The sequence below is a fragment of the Microbispora sp. NBRC 16548 genome, assembly GCF_030268985.1.
In the GTDB taxonomy this organism is placed as follows: domain Bacteria; phylum Actinomycetota; class Actinomycetes; order Streptosporangiales; family Streptosporangiaceae; genus Microbispora; species Microbispora catharanthi.
Genome location: NZ_BSSF01000001.1, coordinates 952,931 through 970,083 on the forward strand (window position 1 = coordinate 952,931; position 17,153 = coordinate 970,083).

Sequence of the window (17,153 nt, forward strand, 5' to 3'; positions counted from 1 at the left end):
ACCCCATGACGACGACAGGGGGCGCCGTCACAGCGGCAGCGTGGAACTGGGCGACCTTGGCGATCGCCGTGGCCGCCGCGATCGTCGCGGTGGAACTGGTCCGGCGGGTGCTGAAATCGCGCCTGATAGGGGAGCGGTGGGCGCTCGCCGGGCCGTTCGTGCGCAGGTGCACCTGGCCGGGCTTCGCCTCGGCCGTGATGGGCACCGTCAAGGCGGCCTACGACCCCGACATGCCCGGGTCGGACTCCAACGGCTTCCAGCGCGTGCTCGCGCTGCTGCTGATCGCCTGCGTGACCTGGTTGTTGATCCAGGCGGCGTACGCGGTGACCGACGTCGTCCTCGACCGGCTGACGCGGGTCGAGGGCGAGCGCAACCGCCGCGCCCGGCGCATCCGCACCCAGATCACACTGGTGCGCCGGGTGTCGGCGGCGGTCGTCGTGGTGCTCGCGCTGGGGGCGATGCTGTTCACCTTCCCGCAGGTGCGGGCGCTCGGCGCGGGACTGCTCGCCTCCGCGGGGATCGCCGGCGTGGTGGGCGGCATCGCGGCCCAGTCCACGCTCGGCAACATGCTGGCCGGGCTGCAGCTCGCCTTCAGCGACGCGCTGCGGCTCGACGACGTGGTCGTGGTGGAGGACGAGTGGGGCCGCATCGAGGAGCTGACCCTCACCTACGTGGCGCTGCGCCTGTGGGACGAGCGGCGGCTCATCCTGCCCGTGTCCTACTTCACCACCAATCCGTTCGAGAACTGGACGCGCCACGAGAGCCGCATCCTCGGCAGCGTGTACCTCCGGGTGGACTGGTCGATCCCGGTCGAGGAGGTGCGCACCGAGCTCTACCGGGCGCTGCGGGAGAACCCGCTGTGGGACCAGAAGGACTGGACGCTCCAGGTCACCGACATCACCCCGGAGGGGCTGGTCGAACTGCGCGCCCTGATGAGCGCGGCCGACTCGGCGAGCGCCTTCGACCTGCGCTGCGACATCCGCGAGCACCTGGTGAAGTTCATCCGCGAGAAGTACCCAGAGAGCCTCCCGCGCCTGCGCGTCGAGACCCCCGCACGCTGAGCGTCGCATCCGCCCTTCCCCACCAGCCCGCCAGACCGGTGACGGATGTCAGGGGGCGTTGGACGGCCGCAGGAGCCTGCTCGCGCCGGCGATGAGCGCGGTGGCGAGGATCCAGCCCGCGGCGATCAGGCCGTTCGCCAGCCACTGGGTCCATCCGGCCGGCTCCCAGGCGCCCCGCTGCTCGAACACGCTCACCGGCACGAGCAGGTCGAGCGTGTAGACGAAGGCGTTGAAGTGGCGCGACTCGTCCAGCCCGATCTGGTGCGGCGGCCAGTGCGTGAAGATCGCCGTGCCCGTCGCGAGGAGCAGCACGGCCCACAGGCCGGCGAGCCAGGGCCGGTAGCCGTAGCCGACGAGCCCGTCGAGCAGCCGGCCCCACAGCCGCCCGGGCGCCCGCAGCGTCCGCCGCCGCGCCCGCTGCCTGGCCAGCAGCACCCGGCGCGCGTCAGGCTCGTGCCCGATGCGCCGGCAGTAGGCGGCCAGCTGCTCGTACGGCTGGGGGCGGTAGCCACCGGGGTCGCGTCGCAGCCAGGAGAGCCGGTCCGCCAGGGTGGCGGGGCCGCGCAGCGACTCGTACGTCAGCCCGTTGAGGCGCACGTCGCCCGGGTAGCTCTCCGGACGGTCGAACAGCACACCGAATCGGGAGTAGCCGAGGTTGACCTCGCCCTCGATCGACTCGGGCAGCAGGATGAGCTCGTCCGCCTGCATGTGGCTCAGGTGCAGCACCCGGCCCCGCGCCCGCAGCACCGCCCCGTGGAACGACAGGACCCCGCCGATGCGCGCGCCGCGCAGCCGTACGGTTCCGTGGGCGGTGAAACCCGCGCCGAGTTCGGCCGCGGCGGCCTGCAGGTGGTCGGCGTGCACGGCGGGGGTGCCGTCCGCGGTGACGACGGCGCCCTGGAGGTAGAGCCCGCTGGAGAAGCGGGCGCCGATCAGCCGCAGGCCGCCCGTGGCCCGCATGTCGCGTAAGAAGGCGCTGCCGTCCACGACGAGCCCGCCGGCCCACAGCGCGACCGACTCCCAGGTCCGCGGCTCCTCCGATCCCTCGGGGCCGTTCCAGGAGCCCGCCTCCGACGGGTCCGCCCCCGGTTCCCGGTACGGCGCCTCACCGGGGGTGCCCACCCGCGTGCCGGAGAGCCGGAGCTGCCCGGTCACGTGGGCGTTGTCCAGGCGAATCCCCGCGCGGACGACCGATCCGTCGAGGTCGAGGAGCCCGTCGACCGTGGCCCGGCTGGCCCGGAAGCGGAAGATGTCGCAGCGCCGCAGCCGCACGCCCCTGGTCCTGGCGTCGTTGAGCGAGACCGCTCCGGCGATGTGGCAGTCGAGCAGGTGGACCTTCGCCTCGATCGTCGCGTCGGACAGGTTGAGATCGCCGACGATCCGCGCTCCGGCGAGCCGGACGCCCGGCACCCGGCCCGATCCGCCGATGCCCCGGTCGAGCACCAGGGCGGAGATCACCTCCGCCCGGACAACCCGGGAGCGGCCCCACAAGCCTTTTGAGCCCCGCGCGCCGCCGGAGGAGGCGTCCGTCTCCCGGCCATGGCGCAGGTCGACCCAGCCGCCAGTGGGGTAGGCGTCCCAGAGCCGTCGTTCGGCGGGGGTAAGCCGGCGGAAAGGGGGCCGCGATCTTCCCATGAGCCGACGATATCGCCGATCTTCTAAGGGGCCGGCCCTCCGGCTGACCGGCCCGCGCACCGCGGAGAGTGTGACACCGATAAGAGGAACGCCATGGACAACCATCTGAACGGGCGCGTACGGGCGCGCTCGCTGGGCGTCGTCGTCGGCGGGTTGCCGACCGGGCCGCTGAACGCGATCACCGATGTCGAAGGGGTCCTGGTGGGTCACACCACGATCGACGACGGCGCCGATCTCCACACCGGGGTCACCGCCGTCGTCCCCCGGCAGCTGATCGCCGGGCGGCGGAACCTTCCCGCGGCCGTCTACGCCGGCAACGGGTACGGCAAGCTGGTCGGCTCGACCCAGGTCGACGAACTCGGCGTGCTGGAGTCACCCGTCGTCCTGACCGCCACGTTGTCGGTGTTCCGGGCCGCCGACGCGCTGCTCACCTATCTGATGGGCCGCCGCCCGGACGGCATCTCCTTCAATCCCCTGGTGGGCGAGACCAACGACGGCTTCCTGTCCGACATCCGGCGCCGCCCCGTCGCCGAACGGCACGTTCTCGACGCGCTGGAGGGAGCGTCCGGCGGGCTGCCGGGGGAGGGATGTGTGGGGGCGGGCACCGGGACGACGGCCCTGGGGTTCAAGGCCGGCATCGGCACCTCCTCCCGGCGGCAGGTGGTGGACGGGGCTCCGATCACGGTCGGAGCGCTCGTCCAGGCCAACTTCGGTGGCGTGCTGACCGTCCGCGGTGTCCCGATGCCGGTCGGCGAACTCATCCCGGGGGCTCGTCATCACGAGCAGGCCGGTGGCTCCTGCATGATCGTGGTGGCCACCGACGCGCCGCTCGACGCACGCCGGCTGGGCCGCCTCGCCCGCCGGGCGGTCTTCGCGATGGGCCGTGTCGGCGCGTCGTACTCCAACGGCAGCGGCGACTACGCGATCGCCTTCACCACGGCGCCGCCGCGGCTCCCGCCCCTGCCCGACGAGGCGCTGAACCCCGTCTTCGCCGCGGTCATGGACGCGGTCGAGGAGGCGCTGCTCAACTCCCTGTTCACCGCGACGACCACCACCGGATTTCGTGGCCGCACGAGCCATGCGGTCCCCTACGAACGGCTCCTGGGCGCGGACGGCCGGACCGCGCTCGCGTGAGCGCCGCCGGGCCCCCGGCGTCGGGAGCCCGGCGGTCAAGAGCCGCAGTCGCAGCAGCAGCCGTCCCCGCAGCAGCAGCCGTCTCCCGAGCAGCAGTCGGAGCAGTCGGAGCACGACGAGCAGCAGTCGCAGCATCCCGAGCAGTCGGGGCAGCCGTCGCAGGCGTCGCAGAAGCAGCGGTCCATGCACCGCTCCTGCCGATACTCGCTCCACGGCGGGCGGTAGAGACCACAGGTCAGGAAGGTCGTCACCCCGGCGACCGCCGTCAGCGCGATCCCCGGGCGCCCGCCCGGCGGCTCCTCAGGCGGCCCGCCGGGAGGGGCGTCGAAGGGCGCAGGGGAGGTGTCCCCGGCCGGCGTGCGGTGCGCCGCGCAGGCGGCGCCGTGGGCGCGCGGCCCGAACGCCCGGTCGACGGCGCGGCGGGTCTCGCCGCACAGCAGCGCCTCGACCAGGTGCCGCTCCTCCAGGTCGAGGTCGCGTACGGCCAGGCGCAGCCCGTGCAGCGCCTCCTCGCACACACGCCGGGCCTCGGCGGGCGAGGTGCCGGTCGCGTCCAGCGGGTTGTACGCCCCGCGGGCCCGGTCCTCGGCGAGGTCCTCGACCGCGTCGATCAGGTGCGCGATCCGGCCGAAGAAGCGGCCGGCCTCGCGCAGGCTCTCGGCGTTGCCCGGCCGGCCCGCGAGTGTGGCGGTGTGCGCGAAGGCCGCGGCCACGGCGGTCTCGGTGGGCTCGGTGACGTCGAGCAGCCCGCACCCGGGGGACGCCTCCAGCAGCGCCTGGCGGGCGGAGACCTCGGTCAGGACGGCCGTGTCGAAGCCGATCGACTCCGCGCCGCGCCGGGCGGCCGAGGCCCAGACGGCGGCCGTGGCGCGCACCGGGGCGCCGGTCACGCGCCGGGCCGCGATCCCGTCGCCGTCGGACGCGTGGTCGCGGATCTTGCCCGAGGCGAGGGCCAGCGAGACCACGGCGGCCAGGCGGGCGCCCCGGTCGTCCGACCGCACCACCTCCGCCGGCCGGAAGCCGCGCAGCGCGCAGGGCCCGGCGGTCCGCCGGTTCGGCCCGGCCCCGGCCCGTGACTGGGCCCGTGACTGACCCTGTGACTGGGCCTGTGACTGGGCCTCGGTCAGGACGGACAGGATGAGGCCGTCGTAGTTGGTCGCCATGCGGGCCAGATGTCCGTGCCGGTCCCGCAACGTCAGGCAGAGCCCGCACAGGTGCGCGCGCCAGGCCTCGTGGACGGACGGGCAGGAGTGGCGGGCACACGGCCGGAGGATCCCGAACACCCAGAGACTCCTTGGGGGTCATGCGTACGGGATCATCCCGTTGCGCGGCGATTATGCCACTTCGGGGCGGGACCCTGCCGGAGCAGCCGGGCGGGCGAGCTGGACAATCGATGGATGGAAGTTACCGACGGGTTCGAGCTGACCCTCGACGAGCACGTCGCCACCCTCACCCTCAACCGGCCCGCCAAGCGCAACGCCGTGACCGCCGCCATGTGGCGGGCGCTGCCGGGCATCCTGGCGGACCTCGCCGCCGAGCCGAAGGTACGCGTCCTCCTCCTTACCGGAGCCGGCGGAACTTTCTGCTCCGGTGCTGATATTTCAGAAATTCATGAGCTTGGCGATAAGGACGATGACACCGGTCTTACCGTTGTCGCGGAGCACGCACTGATGACCTTTCCCAAACCTGTGATCGCGATGATCGAGGGATACTGCGTCGGCGGCGGATGCCAGCTCGCGCTCGCCTGCGATCTGCGCATCGCGGCGGCCGGGGCCCGCTTCGGCGTCACCCCGGCCAAGCTTGGGATCGTCTACCCGCTCAGCTCCACGCGGCGGCTCGCGGAGATCGCCGGGCCCGCCACCGCGAAGCTTCTGCTCTTCTCGGCCGAGCTCATCAGCGCAGATCACGCCTTGCGCACCGGTCTCGTCGACGAGGTGTGCCCGCCGGAGGACCTGCGCCGGCGCGTCCACGGCCTGGCGGCCACGATGGCCGGCAGATCCCGGCTGACGCTGGCGGCGGCCAAGCAGATCATCGACGGCCGGGCCGGGGAGGCCGAGGTGCGCGCCTGGCAGCGGGAGGCCAGGGAGAGCGGCGAAATGGCCGAAGGTGTCCGGGCATATCGGGAGGGGCGTTCCCCTGGATTCTCTTGGGATGCAAAATAGGCATAAACGGGACTCGCAGTGGTAATGACCCTGTGAGGTGTGAGATGTCGCAGAATCCATTCGCCAGGTTCGCCCGATGGCTGGGGCTTGATAGGAATCCGCTTCGACGCCGGTGCGACCGGGTCGAAGCGGTGGTACGGCTTGCCGCCGTGCTCGGAGTCGTGGCGGCGATCGTGTTCGGCGTGATGCTCGGTATGCGCGAGTACGGCAACGGCCTGCGGACCGAGGCCCAGCAGATGCGCACCCGGCATCAGGTCGCCGCCACCCTGACGGGCGACGTGACGACGCCCCGGTTGTCGGTGGCCGGAGCGGCGGTCGGGCATGCCCAGGCCACCTGGGTGGCCCCCGACGGCACGGTGAGGGCCGGTGTCATCGAGGTCTCGCCCAGCAGGCATGCGGGTGAGACCGTGCGCATCTGGACCGACGGCAAAGGCGTGATCACGCCCCGGCCGCAGGACCGGGAGACCACGGCGGTCGCCGCGCTGACCGTCGGCACGGGCGTCCCGCTGGCCGCCGCCGCGATCCTCGCGCTGTTGGTGACCTGCACCCGCCTGGTCAACCAGCGCAGGGCCCGCCGGGTGTGGGAGGCCCAGTGGACCGTGGTCGAGCCCATGTGGCGGATCAACGGCCGCTGAGCCGCTCACACGCGGGCCGGCTCAGCGGTCGACGATCTCGTTCTTCCCGATCACGACCACACCGCTGCGGGTCACCGCGAAACGCTGGCGGTCGTACTCCAGGTCGAAGCCGATCCTGGCGCCGTCGGGGATGACCACGTTCTTGTCGATGATGGCCTTGCGGACGATCGCGCCCCTGCCGATCTTGACCGAGCCCATCAGCACCGAGTCCTCGACGTGCGAGTGGGAGTGCAGCACCACGCCGGGGGACAGGATCGAGCGCAGCGCGGTGCCGCCCGACACGATCACGCCGGGCGACACGAGCGATTCCAGCGCATGCCCCACCCGGTCGCCCTCGTTGTGCACGAACTTGGCCGGCGGCAGCGGATCGTTGCCGGTGTAGATCGGCCACCGGTCGTTGTAGAGGTTGAAGACCGGCTGCACCGAGATGAGGTCCATGTTGGCCTCGTAGTAGGCGTCGAGCGTCCCCACGTCGCGCCAGTAGCCGCGGTCGCGCTCGGTGGAGCCGGGCACCACGTTGTCCGCGAAGTCGTACACCTCGGCGCCGCCGCTCTTGACGAACATCGGGATGATGTTGCCGCCGAGGTCGTGCTTGCTGCTGGGGTCGAGGGCGTCCTCGCGCAGGGCCTCGATGAGGGCCTGGGTCTTGAAGACGTAGTTGCCCATCGAGGCGAAGATCTGGTCGGGCGCGTCGGGCAGGCCCACCGCGTCCTTCGGCTTCTCGCGGAACGCGACGATCCGGCGGCCCGAGGGGTCCGCCTCGATGACCCCGAACTGGTCGGCCAGTTCGAGGGGCTGGCGGATCGCGGCGACGGTCACGTCCGCGCCCGAGTCGATGTGCTGGTCGACCATCTGGCGGGGATCCATCCGGTAGATGTGGTCCGCGCCGAAGACGATCACGTGATCGGGCAACTCGTCGTAGATCAGGTTGAGGTTCTGGAACAGCGCGTCGGCCGATCCGGCGAACCAGCGCGGCCCGAGCCGCTGCTGCGCGGGCACCGGGGTCACGTAGTTGCCGAGCATCGACGACAGCCGCCACGTCCGGGAGATGTGCCGGTCCAGGCTGTGGTTCTTGTACTGCGTCAGCACCACGATCTGCCAGTAGTGCGCGTTCGCCAGGTTCGACAGAACGAAGTCGATGAGCCGGTAGATGCCGCCGAAGGGCACGGCGGGCTTGGCCCGGTCCGCGGTCAGCGGCATCAGCCGCTTGCCCTCTCCACCCGCAAGCACGATCGCCAGGACCTTCATAGGCAGGACCTTAACCCGCGAAATGGCTAACAAACACCAGGGACACCGGCAAACAGTGCGGATCAGGGACTCTAAGCTCACTCGTATGCGTGTCGATCTGCTGAGCCGTGAGTATCCGCCCGAGGTGTACGGCGGCGCCGGAGTCCATGTCGAGTACCTTGCGCGGGAGCTTCGCGGGCTGGCCGACGTGCGGGTTCGCTGCTTCGGTGCCCCTCGCGAGGAGCCCGGCGTGCGGGCCTACCCGGTCCCCGGGGGACTGTCCGGCGCGAACGCCGCCCTGCAGGTGCTCGGCGTCGACGTCGAGATGGCGGCCGGTTGCGAGGGCGCCGACGTCGTGCACAGCCACACCTGGTACGCGAACTTCGCCGGCCACGTCGCCAAGATGCTGTACGGCGTGCCGCACGTGATGACCACGCACAGCCTGGAGCCGCTGCGCCCGTGGAAGGCCGAGCAGCTCGGCGGCGGCTACACGCTCTCGTCGTGGGCGGAGCGGACCGCGCTCCACGCGGCCGACGCGATCATCGCGGTGTCCGAGGGCATGCGGCGCGACGTCCTCACGGCCTACCCGGAGGTCCCCGCCGAGCGCGTACGCGTGATCCACAACGGCATCGACACCGAGGAGTACGCGCCGTCCCGGGGCATCGAGGCCCTGGTCAAGCACGGCATCGACCCGGCCGTGCCGTACGTCGTCTTCGTGGGGCGCATCACCCGGCAGAAGGGCCTGGTGCACCTGCTCCACGCGGCCCGGTCGTTCGACCCGGCGGCGCAGCTCGTGCTGTGCGCGGGCGCGCCCGACACGCCGGAGATCGCCGAGGAGGTCACGGCGCTCGTGCGCGAGCTGTCGGCCTCCCGCAAGGGCGTGGTGTGGATCTCCGAGATGCTGCCCAGGCCCGAGGTGATCCAGATCCTCACGCACGCCACCGTGTTCGTGTGCCCTTCGGTGTACGAGCCGATGGGCATCGTGAACCTTGAGGCGATGGCGTGCGAGACCGCCGTCGTGGCGACCGCGACCGGAGGCATCCCCGAGGTCGTCGCCGACGGCGAGACGGGCCTGCTCGTCCCGATCGACCAGGGCGGGGACGGCGAGCCGCACGACCCGGAGGCGTTCGCCGCGGCGCTGGCCGAGCGGGTGAACACGGTGCTCGGCGACCCGCGCCTCGCGGCCGCGATGGGCGAGGCCGGGCGCGTGCGCGCGATCGACCACTTCTCCTGGCGGCGGATCGCCGAGCGGACCCACGAGCTCTACGCGTCGCTCACGAGCCAGGGATGATCATGGTGACGCCCGGATGCGCGCCCGGCCGGGTCAGCGCATCCGGCGCGTCGTCCAGGCCGATGGTGCGGGTGACCAGCAGGTCGGGGCGGAGCACGCCCGCCGCGATCAGCTCCAGCATCGGGGGATAGGCGTGGGCGGCCATGCCGTGGCTGCCCGCGATCTCCAGCTCGTGCGCGATCACCCGGCCCATCGGCAGGGCGGTCTGGCCGGGAAGAAGGCCCACCTGCACGTGGCGGCCCCGCCTGCGCAGGCTGCCGATCGACGCGGCGCAGGTGGCGGCGCCGCCCAGCGCGTCGAGGGAGACGTCGGCGCCGCCGCCTCCGGCCGCCGCCCTGACCCGCGCGGCCGACTCCTCGGGAGAGTCTTCCTCGCCGATCTGGACGCACTCGGCCGCGCCGAACCGCCGGGCCAGGTCGAGCGCGGCGGGGGACACGTCCACCGCGACGACCCGCGCCCCCACGGCGGCGCCGATCATCACGGCCGACAGCCCGACCCCGCCGCAGCCGTGGACGGCGAGCCACTGGCCCGCCCGGACCCGCCCCTGCTCGACGACGGCGCGGAACGCGGTGGCGAAGCGGCAGCCCAGGCTCGCCGCGGTGGCGAACGCCATGCCGTCCGGCAGCCGCACGAGGTTCACGTCGGCGTGGTCGATCGCCACCAGCTCGGCGAACGATCCCCAGTGGGTGAAGCCGGGCTGGGTCTGCCGCTCGCACACCTGCTGGTTGCCGGTCGTGCACTCGCGGCAGCTTCCGCAGGCGCAGATGAACGGCACCAGCACCCGGTCGCCCGGCCGCCAGCGGCTCACCCCCGGGCCGGCCGAGTCCACCACACCCGCCAGCTCGTGCCCGGGGACGTGGGGCAGGACCGTGATGTCCGCGTCGTGGCCCATCCACCCGTGCCAGTCGCTGCGGCACACCCCGGTCGCCTCGACCCTGATCACCACGCCGTCCGGCGGCGCCACCGGGTCCGCCACCTCGCGCACCTCGGCCCGCCCGCCGAACTCCTCGTACACAACCGCGCGCATGTCACGCTCCTTTCCCAGGCCGTACGCTAATCGGGTGATTGCGATCGACCGGGTACGGATGGCCTTCACCGACCGGCACGGCGGCGTGAGCGCCGGGCCGTACGGCACGCGCAACCTCGGCGGGGCGGTGGGGGACGACCCGGGGGCGGTCGCCGAGAACCGGGCGAAGACGGCCGCGGAGTTCGGGCTCGACCGGGTGGTCTTCATGCGTCAGGTCCACGGGACAGACGTCGCCTACGCGGAGGAACCGTTCGGCGACGAACCGCCCGCGCTGGACGGGGTGTTCACCGACCGTCCCGGGCTCGGCCTGGCGGTCCTGGTCGCCGACTGCGCGCCCGTGCTGGTGGCCGATCCGGTGGCCGGCCTGGTCGGCGGCGCGCACTCGGGACGGCCGGGCACGGAGGCGGGCGTGGTCCCCGCCCTGGTCGAGGCGATGGCCGCGCGGGGCGCACGGCCGGAGCGGATGGTGGCCGTGATCGGGCCGTCGGCCTGCGGGCTGTGCTACGAGGTGCCGGAAGACCTGCGCGAGCGCGTCGCCGCCCGCGTGCCCGAGGCCTGGTCGCGGACCCGGCACGGCACGCCCGCGCTCGACATCCGGGCCGGGATCGCGGCTCAGCTCGCCCGGGCCGGTGTGGCCGACGTCCGTCACGACGACCGCTGCACGATCGAGACGGCGGACCTCTACTCCTACCGCCGTGAGCAGCGCACCGGGCGCTTCGCCGGTTACGTCTGGCTCACCGGCGCCTGAGACCGCTCCGCCACCTGATCCCGCTCCGCTGCTTGAACCCGCTTCGCGACGGCCGCCGGAGGCCTCTCAGGCCCGTGCCCGCGGCTCCAGCCCGGCGTACGCCTTCCTGAGCAGCGCGTGCAGGGTCGCCCGCTCGTCCTCGTCCAGCGCGGCCAGCAGGTCGTCGCGCACCTCGCCGGCCTCGCGCAGGGCCGCCTCCAGTGTGGACCGCCCCGCGGGGCTGACGGCGACCCGGTATCGCCGCCGGTCCTCGGGGTCGCGCTCGCGCTCGACGAGGCCGAGCGGCACAAGGGTGTCCATCACCGCCACGAGGTCGCTGGGGTCGATGCCCAGCCGCGCGCCGAGCTCGCGCTGGGACGCCGGGCCGAAGTCGCGCAGCGCGGCCAGCACGGCCATGTCCCACAGGCCGATGCCGTGCCCGCGCAGCCGGTCGCCCATCCGGCGTCGCCCGGCGATGCCCACCTTCGACAGCAGGAACGCGGTGATCCCGAGCAGGGACGGGGGAAGTTGCGGCACGTCGCTCACGAGAGCAGGATAGGGCACAACCAATAGTTGGTGCCTACCAAGGGATTTCCATGGACGCTCTCTATCCTCGCGTGCTCGCCTCCCGGTTCGCCGAGTGCTTCCGCTTCTACGACGCCCTGCTCACCGCGGTGGCGGGCGCGCACCTCGTCAAGGGCGCGGAGACGGGGCCGTACGCCAACTGGGACCGCGACGCGGAGGCGGTGCTGGCCCTGCTCGACCGCGAGATGCTCGCGAAGGTCACCGGTGTGGACCTCGGCGGCGGAGGCGACGGGACGATGCTGGTCCTCACCGTGGACGACGTCGACCGGGCCGCCGCCGTGGGGGCCGCCGGCGGCGGCCGGATCGTGGCGCCGCCGAGCGCCCGGCCCGAATGGGGGCCGACCTGCCGCACCGCGCACCTGCGCGACCCCGACGGCAACCTGCTGGAGCTCCAGTCCTACTGAGCGCCGCCGCGCCGCCCGCGCAGCGCGGCCAGGAGGCCGAGGGTCCGCGCCCGCTCGCGTGCGTCTCCGAAGGGGCTCGCCACGAGTTCGGTCGCGCCCGCCTCGGCATAGGCCCGTACGGCGCGCTCGACCGCCGACTCGTCCCCGGCCACGACCGTCTCCTCCACCCCCGATCTGCCCTGGCGGTCCAGGATCGCCCGGTAGCTCGGCAGGTCGCCGACGGGTCCGAGGGACTCCGCGATCCGCCGCCGTACGCCCTCGGGGTCCGCGGTCACGCTCACGATCACACCGGCGACCACCTGCGGCCGCGGCCGTCCGGCGACCGCGGCGGCGCGGGTGACCGCCGGTGCCACATAATCGGCGATCGTCTCCGGGCCGGTCCAGGCGGTCACCACGCCGTCGGCGAGTTCGCCGGCCATCCGCAGCATGACCGGCCCGAGGGCGGCCAGCAGGACCGGCGGCGGCTCGGCGCCGGGCACCTCGACCCGGCCCGCCGCCGTCAGCGTCTCCCCCCGGTAGTCGACCTGCTCGCCCCGCAGCAGCGGCAACAGCGCGGACAGGTATTCGCGGACGTGCCGGGCCGGTCGGTCGTACGACAGGCCGAAGTGCGTCTCGATGAGCGGCCCGTGGCTCGGCCCGATGCCGAGCGTGAAGCGGTTGCCGCTGGCCGCCTGGGTGGTGAGCGCCTGCCCGGCGAGCATCAGCGGATGTCTCGGGTAGGTCTGGGTCACGGCTGTGCCGACGGTGATCCCGGGCACCTCGCGGGCGGCGAGAGCCGCGAGCTGGACGGCGTCCCACGACAGGACCTGGTTGAAGTAGGCGCTGTCGAGGCCGGCCTCGGCCGCCTCGCGCACCTGCCCGATCAGTTCGTCCAGGCCCAGGCCGATCCCTCCGGCGAGCACTCCGAGTTTCATCGCGCCTCCAATATGAATCGGAAATTCCGGTTCCGGTTGCGCACTCTACAATAAGCTGAATCTCGGATTCCGGTTGGGGGAGACCTGTGCGAGCCGACGCCCGGCGCAACCGCGCGCTCATCGTGGACGCGGCCGTCGACCTGTTCACGGCCCGGGGCCCGGAGGCCTCGATGGAGGAGATCGCGCAGGCGGCCGGGCTCGGCGTGGGCACGCTCTACCGCCACTTCCCTGACCGGCGGGCGTTGCTGGAGGAGATCGCGGCCGGCGCGCTGCGGACCCTGCTCGAGGCCGCGCGGGACCACGCCGCCCGCCCGGTGAGCCGGTGGGACGCGCTGCGGGCATGCGTCCGGTGCGGCGCCGACCTGCCACTGGCCCTGACCAAGTCGCTGTCGGACGGCGCCGAAGCCCATCCGGAGCTGGGCCCGCTCGTACGCGACCTCGACGCCCTGCTCGAAGACCTGGCCGCGGGAGCCCAGCGGGAGGGCGCCGTCCGCGACGACATCACACCGCGCGAGGTCGTCGGGCTGCTCAGCGTCGCCGTCTGCCGCCCCGGCGCCCGGCCCGACGACGCGCTGACCACCGTCATCCTCGACGGACTCAGCACGCGGACGGTCTCGCGCGGGGTCCGCACCTGACGATCGGCGCGACCGGCGGCGAGGCGGTGGCGGGGCGGCGCGGGCTTGCGAGGGGCTTGCAGCGGTTGCGGAAAGCCTGCGGCAAGAGGCGTGCAGGCGAGCGGGCCTATCACTGAGGTGCACGGACCCGGCGGCGACGGCCGGACCGGGACCGCCGATCAGCACCCTCGTCCCGCAGCAGCACAGGAGACTGACATGAAGCGCACCCTGCTCGGTCTGGCCACCGCCACGATCGCCGGTCTGGCCGTCACCGCCCCCGTCACGCTCATGGCCGGCCCGGCCTCCGCCGGCGGCGACTTCGGCCCGAACACCTGCCTGGAGGGCTACGTCTGGCGCGAGGCCCGCACTGGCGACGTCGTCTGCGTGACGCCCGCCACCCGCACGCAGACCCTCGCCGACAACGCCGCCAAGGCGTCCCGCTGGACCTCCGGTCCGTTCGGCCCGCACACCTGCGTCACCGGGTACGTCTGGCGCGAGGCGTTCACCGGCGACGACGTGTGCGTCACCCCCGCCGCCCGCGCGCAGGCCAAGGCCGACAACGGCAAGGCGGCCGACCGCAGGGTCTCGGCCAAGCTGTGGATCACTCGCTACACCGTCCCGCCCGTGGACAACGGCGACGGCACCGCCACCAGCACCTCGGTCGACGACATCCCGCGCCTCAAGATCAACGGCGACCACTACAACTTCGGCCAGGTCAGGCTCTACATCCGGTACAACACCGGCAGGCTCTACTGGAGCGGCACGGTGAGCGCGAGCGCGCACAGCGGCTACGTCGGCGGCAGCTTCGGCAAGAAGACCGGCGTGTTCGACTGCTCCGGAGGCGGCAAGGCGGCCAACGCCTACGCGCAGGCCCAGGACGTCGTGTCCGGCCGCTGGTCGCCCCGCCTTCCCGTACGCGTCGGCTGCGCCGTCCTGTAACCGGCGGCGCGAACACGGCGACCCGGAGGACCGGCCCGGTCGGGCCGGTCCTCCGGCGCGTCGCGGGAGAGCCGTCGCCCAGGTCAAGGGATCATCTGATACGCCTGGCGTTCCAAGCATCGTGATCGGGGTAGTCGGTGGGTCTGCGGGGACCGCCGGAGGCCGGCCCGCGACCCGGCCCCGGCGGGTCCCCACCCCCTGACGATGTGAGGACTGACATGGGAACCGCGACCCCGGTGCCGGAGACCAGGAGCATGAGCGGCGACGAACTGTCGGCCGACGACGCCTACGCCGCCATACGACGGTACGGCGGCTGGCACCTCATCCGCGACGCGTACGTCCGGTTCAGGTATGGCGACGGCACGAGCAACGCCCGCTCCTTCGCCTTCCAGACCTGCCTCGCGATCATCCCGGGAGCGATCGCCATCGTGGGTCTGAGCTCGGTGCTGCACCAGGAAAGCTTCGGCCGGCTTCTCGAGCTCACCCTGCGGCAGCTGACCCCCGGCGCGGGCTCGCAGGTCATCCAGGAGACGCTCAACCAGAGCCACCACGCCTCGGGCGCGGGGGAGAAGCTGGCCCTGTGGCTCGGTCTGCTGACCGCGCTGGTGTCGCTGACGACCGCCATGGGCCAGTTCGAACGCGGGGCCAACCGCATCTACGGAATCGAGCGCGACCGCCCCTTCCTGGCCAAGTACGGCAGGGCGCTGCTGATGGCCGTCACGGCGGGCCTCTTCATGAGCGTCGGCTTCGTCATTCTGGTCGGCGGCGCCGCGGTCGGGGAGGCCGCGGCGCACGTCTACGGCTGGAGCGACACGGTCCAGCGGCTGTGGGGCTGGCTGCGCTGGCCGATCGGTTTCCTGCTCGCCGTCCTGTCGATCTCGGTGCTGTTCCGCTCCTCGCCCCGGCGCAAGCAGCCGGGGCACACCTGGCTCGCGGTCGGGGCCACGGTCGCCGTGCTGCTGTGGACGCTGTTCACCTGGCTGCTCGCGCTCTACACCGCCAGCAGCCACACCTTCGGCGCGACGTACGGCCCGCTCACGGCGGTCATGGCGCTGCTGCTGTGGTCGTTCCTCAGCTCGATGGCGCTCTTCCTCGGCCTTTCCTTCTCGGCGCAGCTGGAGGCCTGCCGCGCGGGCCGCGGCGAGCCGGCCGAACCCGACCCCGGCCCCGCCCCGGCCTCGCCGCGGGAGCGGCAGCCGGTCGGGAGCGGCCGATGAGCTGGTGGCGCAGGCGGCTCGACCCCGAGCACGGACTCGGCCTGCGGCTGACGGTGGCGACGGCGGCGCTGGCGCTGATCGGGGTGCCGTTCACGGTGCTGCTGGTCTTCGTCAAGACCTCCTTCGGCCCGCTCACCGAGATCGACGAGGGCGCGGCGTGGGACCTGCACTCCTACGCGATCGGCAACCCCGGGTTCGCCCGGCTGATGGAACTGGTCAGCGACGTCTTCGGGCCGCTGACCTGGCGGATCGCGGTCGGCGCCGCGGTCGCCTGGCTGGTCTGGCGCCGCGCCTACCACCTGGCCCTGTGGGCGGCCACCACGATCACGGTCGGCGGCCTGCTCGGCCTCGCCCTGAAGGTCATCGTCGCGCGGGCCCGGCCCAGCCTGCCGGACCCCGTCGCCATCGCCCCCGGCGCGTCGTTCCCCTCGGGACACACGGTCAACGCCGTGCTCGGCGCCGGGATCCTGCTGCTGCTCGTCCTGCCCCTCGTGCGGGAGCGCGGGCGGGTGCTCGCCTGGACGCTCGCCGTGCTGATCCCGCTGGCGGTCGGCTTCAGCCGGATCGCGCTCGGCGTGCACTGGTTCAGCGACGTGGTGGGCGGGCTGGTGTTCGGCGTGGCGGTGGTGACCGCCACGGCCGCCGCCTTCGAGACCTGGCGCCGCCGTGACGTGGGCCGCCGGCCCGCCCAGCCGTTACGCGAGGGCGTCGGACCCGAGACGAAGAGGGAAATCGCCCCCGAAGGAGGACGAATTGGACGCCGTTCGTAATCGTGGCACGGCCCGGAGCGCCGGGTCGTCCTCGGCGCCCGCTCGAGGAGTGGCCGCGGAGGCGGCGCGGCGGGTCCTGCTCCCGCTCGCGCTCATGGCCCTGGTGACCCTCGGGCTCGGCCTGCTGCTCACGAAGGTCCTGGAGCACTCGACGCTCGTCGCGCAGGACGAGGCGGTCAGCCGCGAGATCGCCCAGGAGCGCACGCCGTTCTGGAACGAGGTGACCCACTACGGCTCGATGTTGTCCGACACGCCCGTGATCATCGTGGTGACGACGATCATGGCGATCCTCTTCCGGGTCGTCTACCGGCGCTGGCGGGAGTCGGTCTTCCTGGTGGCCGTCGTCTGCGCCCAGTCGGCGATCTTCCTGCTGGCGACCGTGTTCGCGCAGCGGGCCCGCCCGCACGTGCCGCATCTCGATCCCGCGCCGCCCACGTCCAGCTATCCGTCGGGGCACACCAGCGCCGCCGTGGCGTTCTACTGCGGCACCGCACTCGTGCTGACCCTGCACACACACCGCCACACGATCCTGAACGCGCTGTGGTGGCTGCTCGGCGCGGGAGCGGCCCTGGCGGTCGGCCTGTCCAGGCTCTATCGAGGCATGCACCATCTGACGGACGTGAGCTGGGGCTACGTGCTCGGGATCTTCTGCGTGGTCGTGCTCGCCCAGGCCCTGCTGCTGCGGCCGATCACGGCGTCGCGGCGCGCCGCGACGAAGCGGTCCGTACGCGGGGCCGCGCTGACCTGACCGCCCAGACGGTCACCGGCTCACGGCCACTGCTCTCGGCCACCGGCTCAGCGGCGAGCCGGT

Annotated in this window: 18 protein-coding genes; 12 read left to right on the forward strand and 6 right to left on the reverse strand. The window is 72.9% G+C overall.

All coding sequences use genetic code 11. The features are described from left to right. Positions 1-5 precede the first annotated feature (5 nt). Positions 6-1,061 carry a mechanosensitive ion channel family protein gene (locus QSK36_RS04275; RefSeq protein ID WP_285781409.1) on the forward strand — a complete coding sequence of 352 codons (1,056 nt, stop codon included), beginning with the start codon at positions 6-8 and terminating at the stop codon, positions 1,059-1,061. Between the two features lie 48 nt (positions 1,062-1,109). Here the strand turns inward: QSK36_RS04275 and QSK36_RS04280 are convergent, their stop codons facing one another. Beyond that, positions 1,110-2,696 carry a hypothetical protein gene (locus QSK36_RS04280; RefSeq protein ID WP_285781410.1) on the reverse strand — a complete coding sequence of 529 codons (1,587 nt, stop codon included), beginning with the start codon at positions 2,694-2,696 and terminating at the stop codon, positions 1,110-1,112. A gap of 93 nt (positions 2,697-2,789) precedes the next feature. On the opposite strand from QSK36_RS04280, the gene QSK36_RS04285 reads away from it, so the two are divergent. After that, complete coding sequence (locus tag QSK36_RS04285) at positions 2,790-3,830, forward strand: P1 family peptidase (protein ID WP_285781412.1); 1,041 nt, start codon at positions 2,790-2,792, stop codon at positions 3,828-3,830. Positions 3,831-3,865: 35 nt separating this feature from the next. On the opposite strand, the gene QSK36_RS04290 is transcribed toward QSK36_RS04285, so the two are convergent. Beyond that, a complete protein-coding gene (locus tag QSK36_RS04290; protein WP_285781413.1) occupies positions 3,866-5,113 on the reverse strand; it encodes a DUF5685 family protein in 1,248 nt (415 codons plus the stop codon). Between the two features lie 114 nt (positions 5,114-5,227). Between QSK36_RS04290 and QSK36_RS04295 the strand changes: the two genes are divergently transcribed. Both QSK36_RS04295 and QSK36_RS04300 read left to right on the forward strand, forming a co-directional pair. Then, positions 5,228-5,992, forward strand: coding sequence for an enoyl-CoA hydratase/isomerase family protein (locus tag QSK36_RS04295; protein ID WP_285781414.1), 765 nt, complete (start codon positions 5,228-5,230; stop codon positions 5,990-5,992). Positions 5,993-6,036: 44 nt separating this feature from the next. Continuing rightward, on the forward strand, positions 6,037-6,627 hold the full coding sequence (locus tag QSK36_RS04300; RefSeq protein ID WP_285781415.1) for an Rv1733c family protein: 591 nt from the start codon (positions 6,037-6,039) through the stop codon (positions 6,625-6,627). Between the two features lie 21 nt (positions 6,628-6,648). Here the strand turns inward: QSK36_RS04300 and glgC are convergent, their stop codons facing one another. Then, the gene (glgC, locus tag QSK36_RS04305; RefSeq protein WP_285781416.1) at positions 6,649-7,956 is read right to left on the reverse strand and encodes a glucose-1-phosphate adenylyltransferase; all 1,308 of its coding nucleotides are present in this window, start codon (positions 7,954-7,956) and stop codon (positions 6,649-6,651) included. Between the two features lie 4 nt (positions 7,957-7,960). Here glgC and glgA point away from each other — a divergent pair, with 4 nt between their 5' ends. Further along, positions 7,961-9,145 carry a glycogen synthase gene (gene glgA / locus QSK36_RS04310; RefSeq protein WP_285781417.1) on the forward strand — a complete coding sequence of 395 codons (1,185 nt, stop codon included), beginning with the start codon at positions 7,961-7,963 and terminating at the stop codon, positions 9,143-9,145. Here glgA and QSK36_RS04315 read toward each other — a convergent pair. Next, positions 9,129-10,172: a zinc-dependent alcohol dehydrogenase family protein gene (locus QSK36_RS04315; RefSeq protein ID WP_285781418.1), complete on the reverse strand. Its 1,044-nt coding sequence runs from the start codon at positions 10,170-10,172 to the stop codon at positions 9,129-9,131. The two genes, glgA and QSK36_RS04315, sit on opposite strands and share 17 nt — an antisense overlap. A 58-nt stretch (positions 10,173-10,230) precedes the next feature. Here QSK36_RS04315 and pgeF point away from each other — a divergent pair, with 58 nt between their 5' ends. Next, positions 10,231-10,920, forward strand: a complete 690-nt coding sequence (gene pgeF, locus QSK36_RS04320) for a peptidoglycan editing factor PgeF (protein ID WP_285781454.1) — start codon at positions 10,231-10,233, stop codon at positions 10,918-10,920. Positions 10,921-10,986: 66 nt separating this feature from the next. On the opposite strand, the gene QSK36_RS04325 is transcribed toward pgeF, so the two are convergent. Next, the gene (locus QSK36_RS04325; RefSeq protein ID WP_221263661.1) at positions 10,987-11,445 is read right to left on the reverse strand and encodes a MarR family winged helix-turn-helix transcriptional regulator; all 459 of its coding nucleotides are present in this window, start codon (positions 11,443-11,445) and stop codon (positions 10,987-10,989) included. A 50-nt stretch (positions 11,446-11,495) separates the two neighbouring features. Between QSK36_RS04325 and QSK36_RS04330 the strand changes: the two genes are divergently transcribed. Further along, positions 11,496-11,888, forward strand: coding sequence for a VOC family protein (locus QSK36_RS04330; protein ID WP_285781419.1), 393 nt, complete (start codon positions 11,496-11,498; stop codon positions 11,886-11,888). Here the strand turns inward: QSK36_RS04330 and QSK36_RS04335 are convergent. Further along, positions 11,882-12,802, reverse strand: coding sequence for a TIGR03564 family F420-dependent LLM class oxidoreductase (locus tag QSK36_RS04335; protein WP_285781420.1), 921 nt, complete (start codon positions 12,800-12,802; stop codon positions 11,882-11,884). The two genes, QSK36_RS04330 and QSK36_RS04335, sit on opposite strands and share 7 nt — an antisense overlap. Positions 12,803-12,888: 86 nt before the next feature. Between QSK36_RS04335 and QSK36_RS04340 the strand changes: the two genes are divergently transcribed. The 5 genes from QSK36_RS04340 (at position 12,889) to QSK36_RS04360 (ending at position 17,090) form a co-directional block, all read left to right on the forward strand. Then, positions 12,889-13,437: a TetR/AcrR family transcriptional regulator gene (locus QSK36_RS04340; protein WP_285781421.1), complete on the forward strand. Its 549-nt coding sequence runs from the start codon at positions 12,889-12,891 to the stop codon at positions 13,435-13,437. Positions 13,438-13,632: 195 nt separating this feature from the next. Next, positions 13,633-14,355, forward strand: coding sequence for a hypothetical protein (locus tag QSK36_RS04345; protein WP_183536865.1), 723 nt, complete (start codon positions 13,633-13,635; stop codon positions 14,353-14,355). Between the two features lie 218 nt (positions 14,356-14,573). Further along, positions 14,574-15,572 (forward strand): YihY/virulence factor BrkB family protein, encoded by a 999-nt coding sequence (locus QSK36_RS04350; RefSeq protein ID WP_183536867.1) that lies wholly within the window; start codon positions 14,574-14,576, stop codon positions 15,570-15,572. Beyond that, positions 15,569-16,342 carry a phosphatase PAP2 family protein gene (locus QSK36_RS04355; RefSeq protein ID WP_183536869.1) on the forward strand — a complete coding sequence of 258 codons (774 nt, stop codon included), beginning with the start codon at positions 15,569-15,571 and terminating at the stop codon, positions 16,340-16,342. Before QSK36_RS04350 ends, QSK36_RS04355 begins: the two co-directional genes overlap by 4 nt. Continuing rightward, complete coding sequence (locus QSK36_RS04360; RefSeq protein ID WP_285781422.1) at positions 16,326-17,090, forward strand: phosphatase PAP2 family protein; 765 nt, start codon at positions 16,326-16,328, stop codon at positions 17,088-17,090. The genes QSK36_RS04355 and QSK36_RS04360 overlap by 17 nt, the downstream gene beginning before the upstream one ends. Positions 17,091-17,153: the final 63 nt, after the last annotated feature.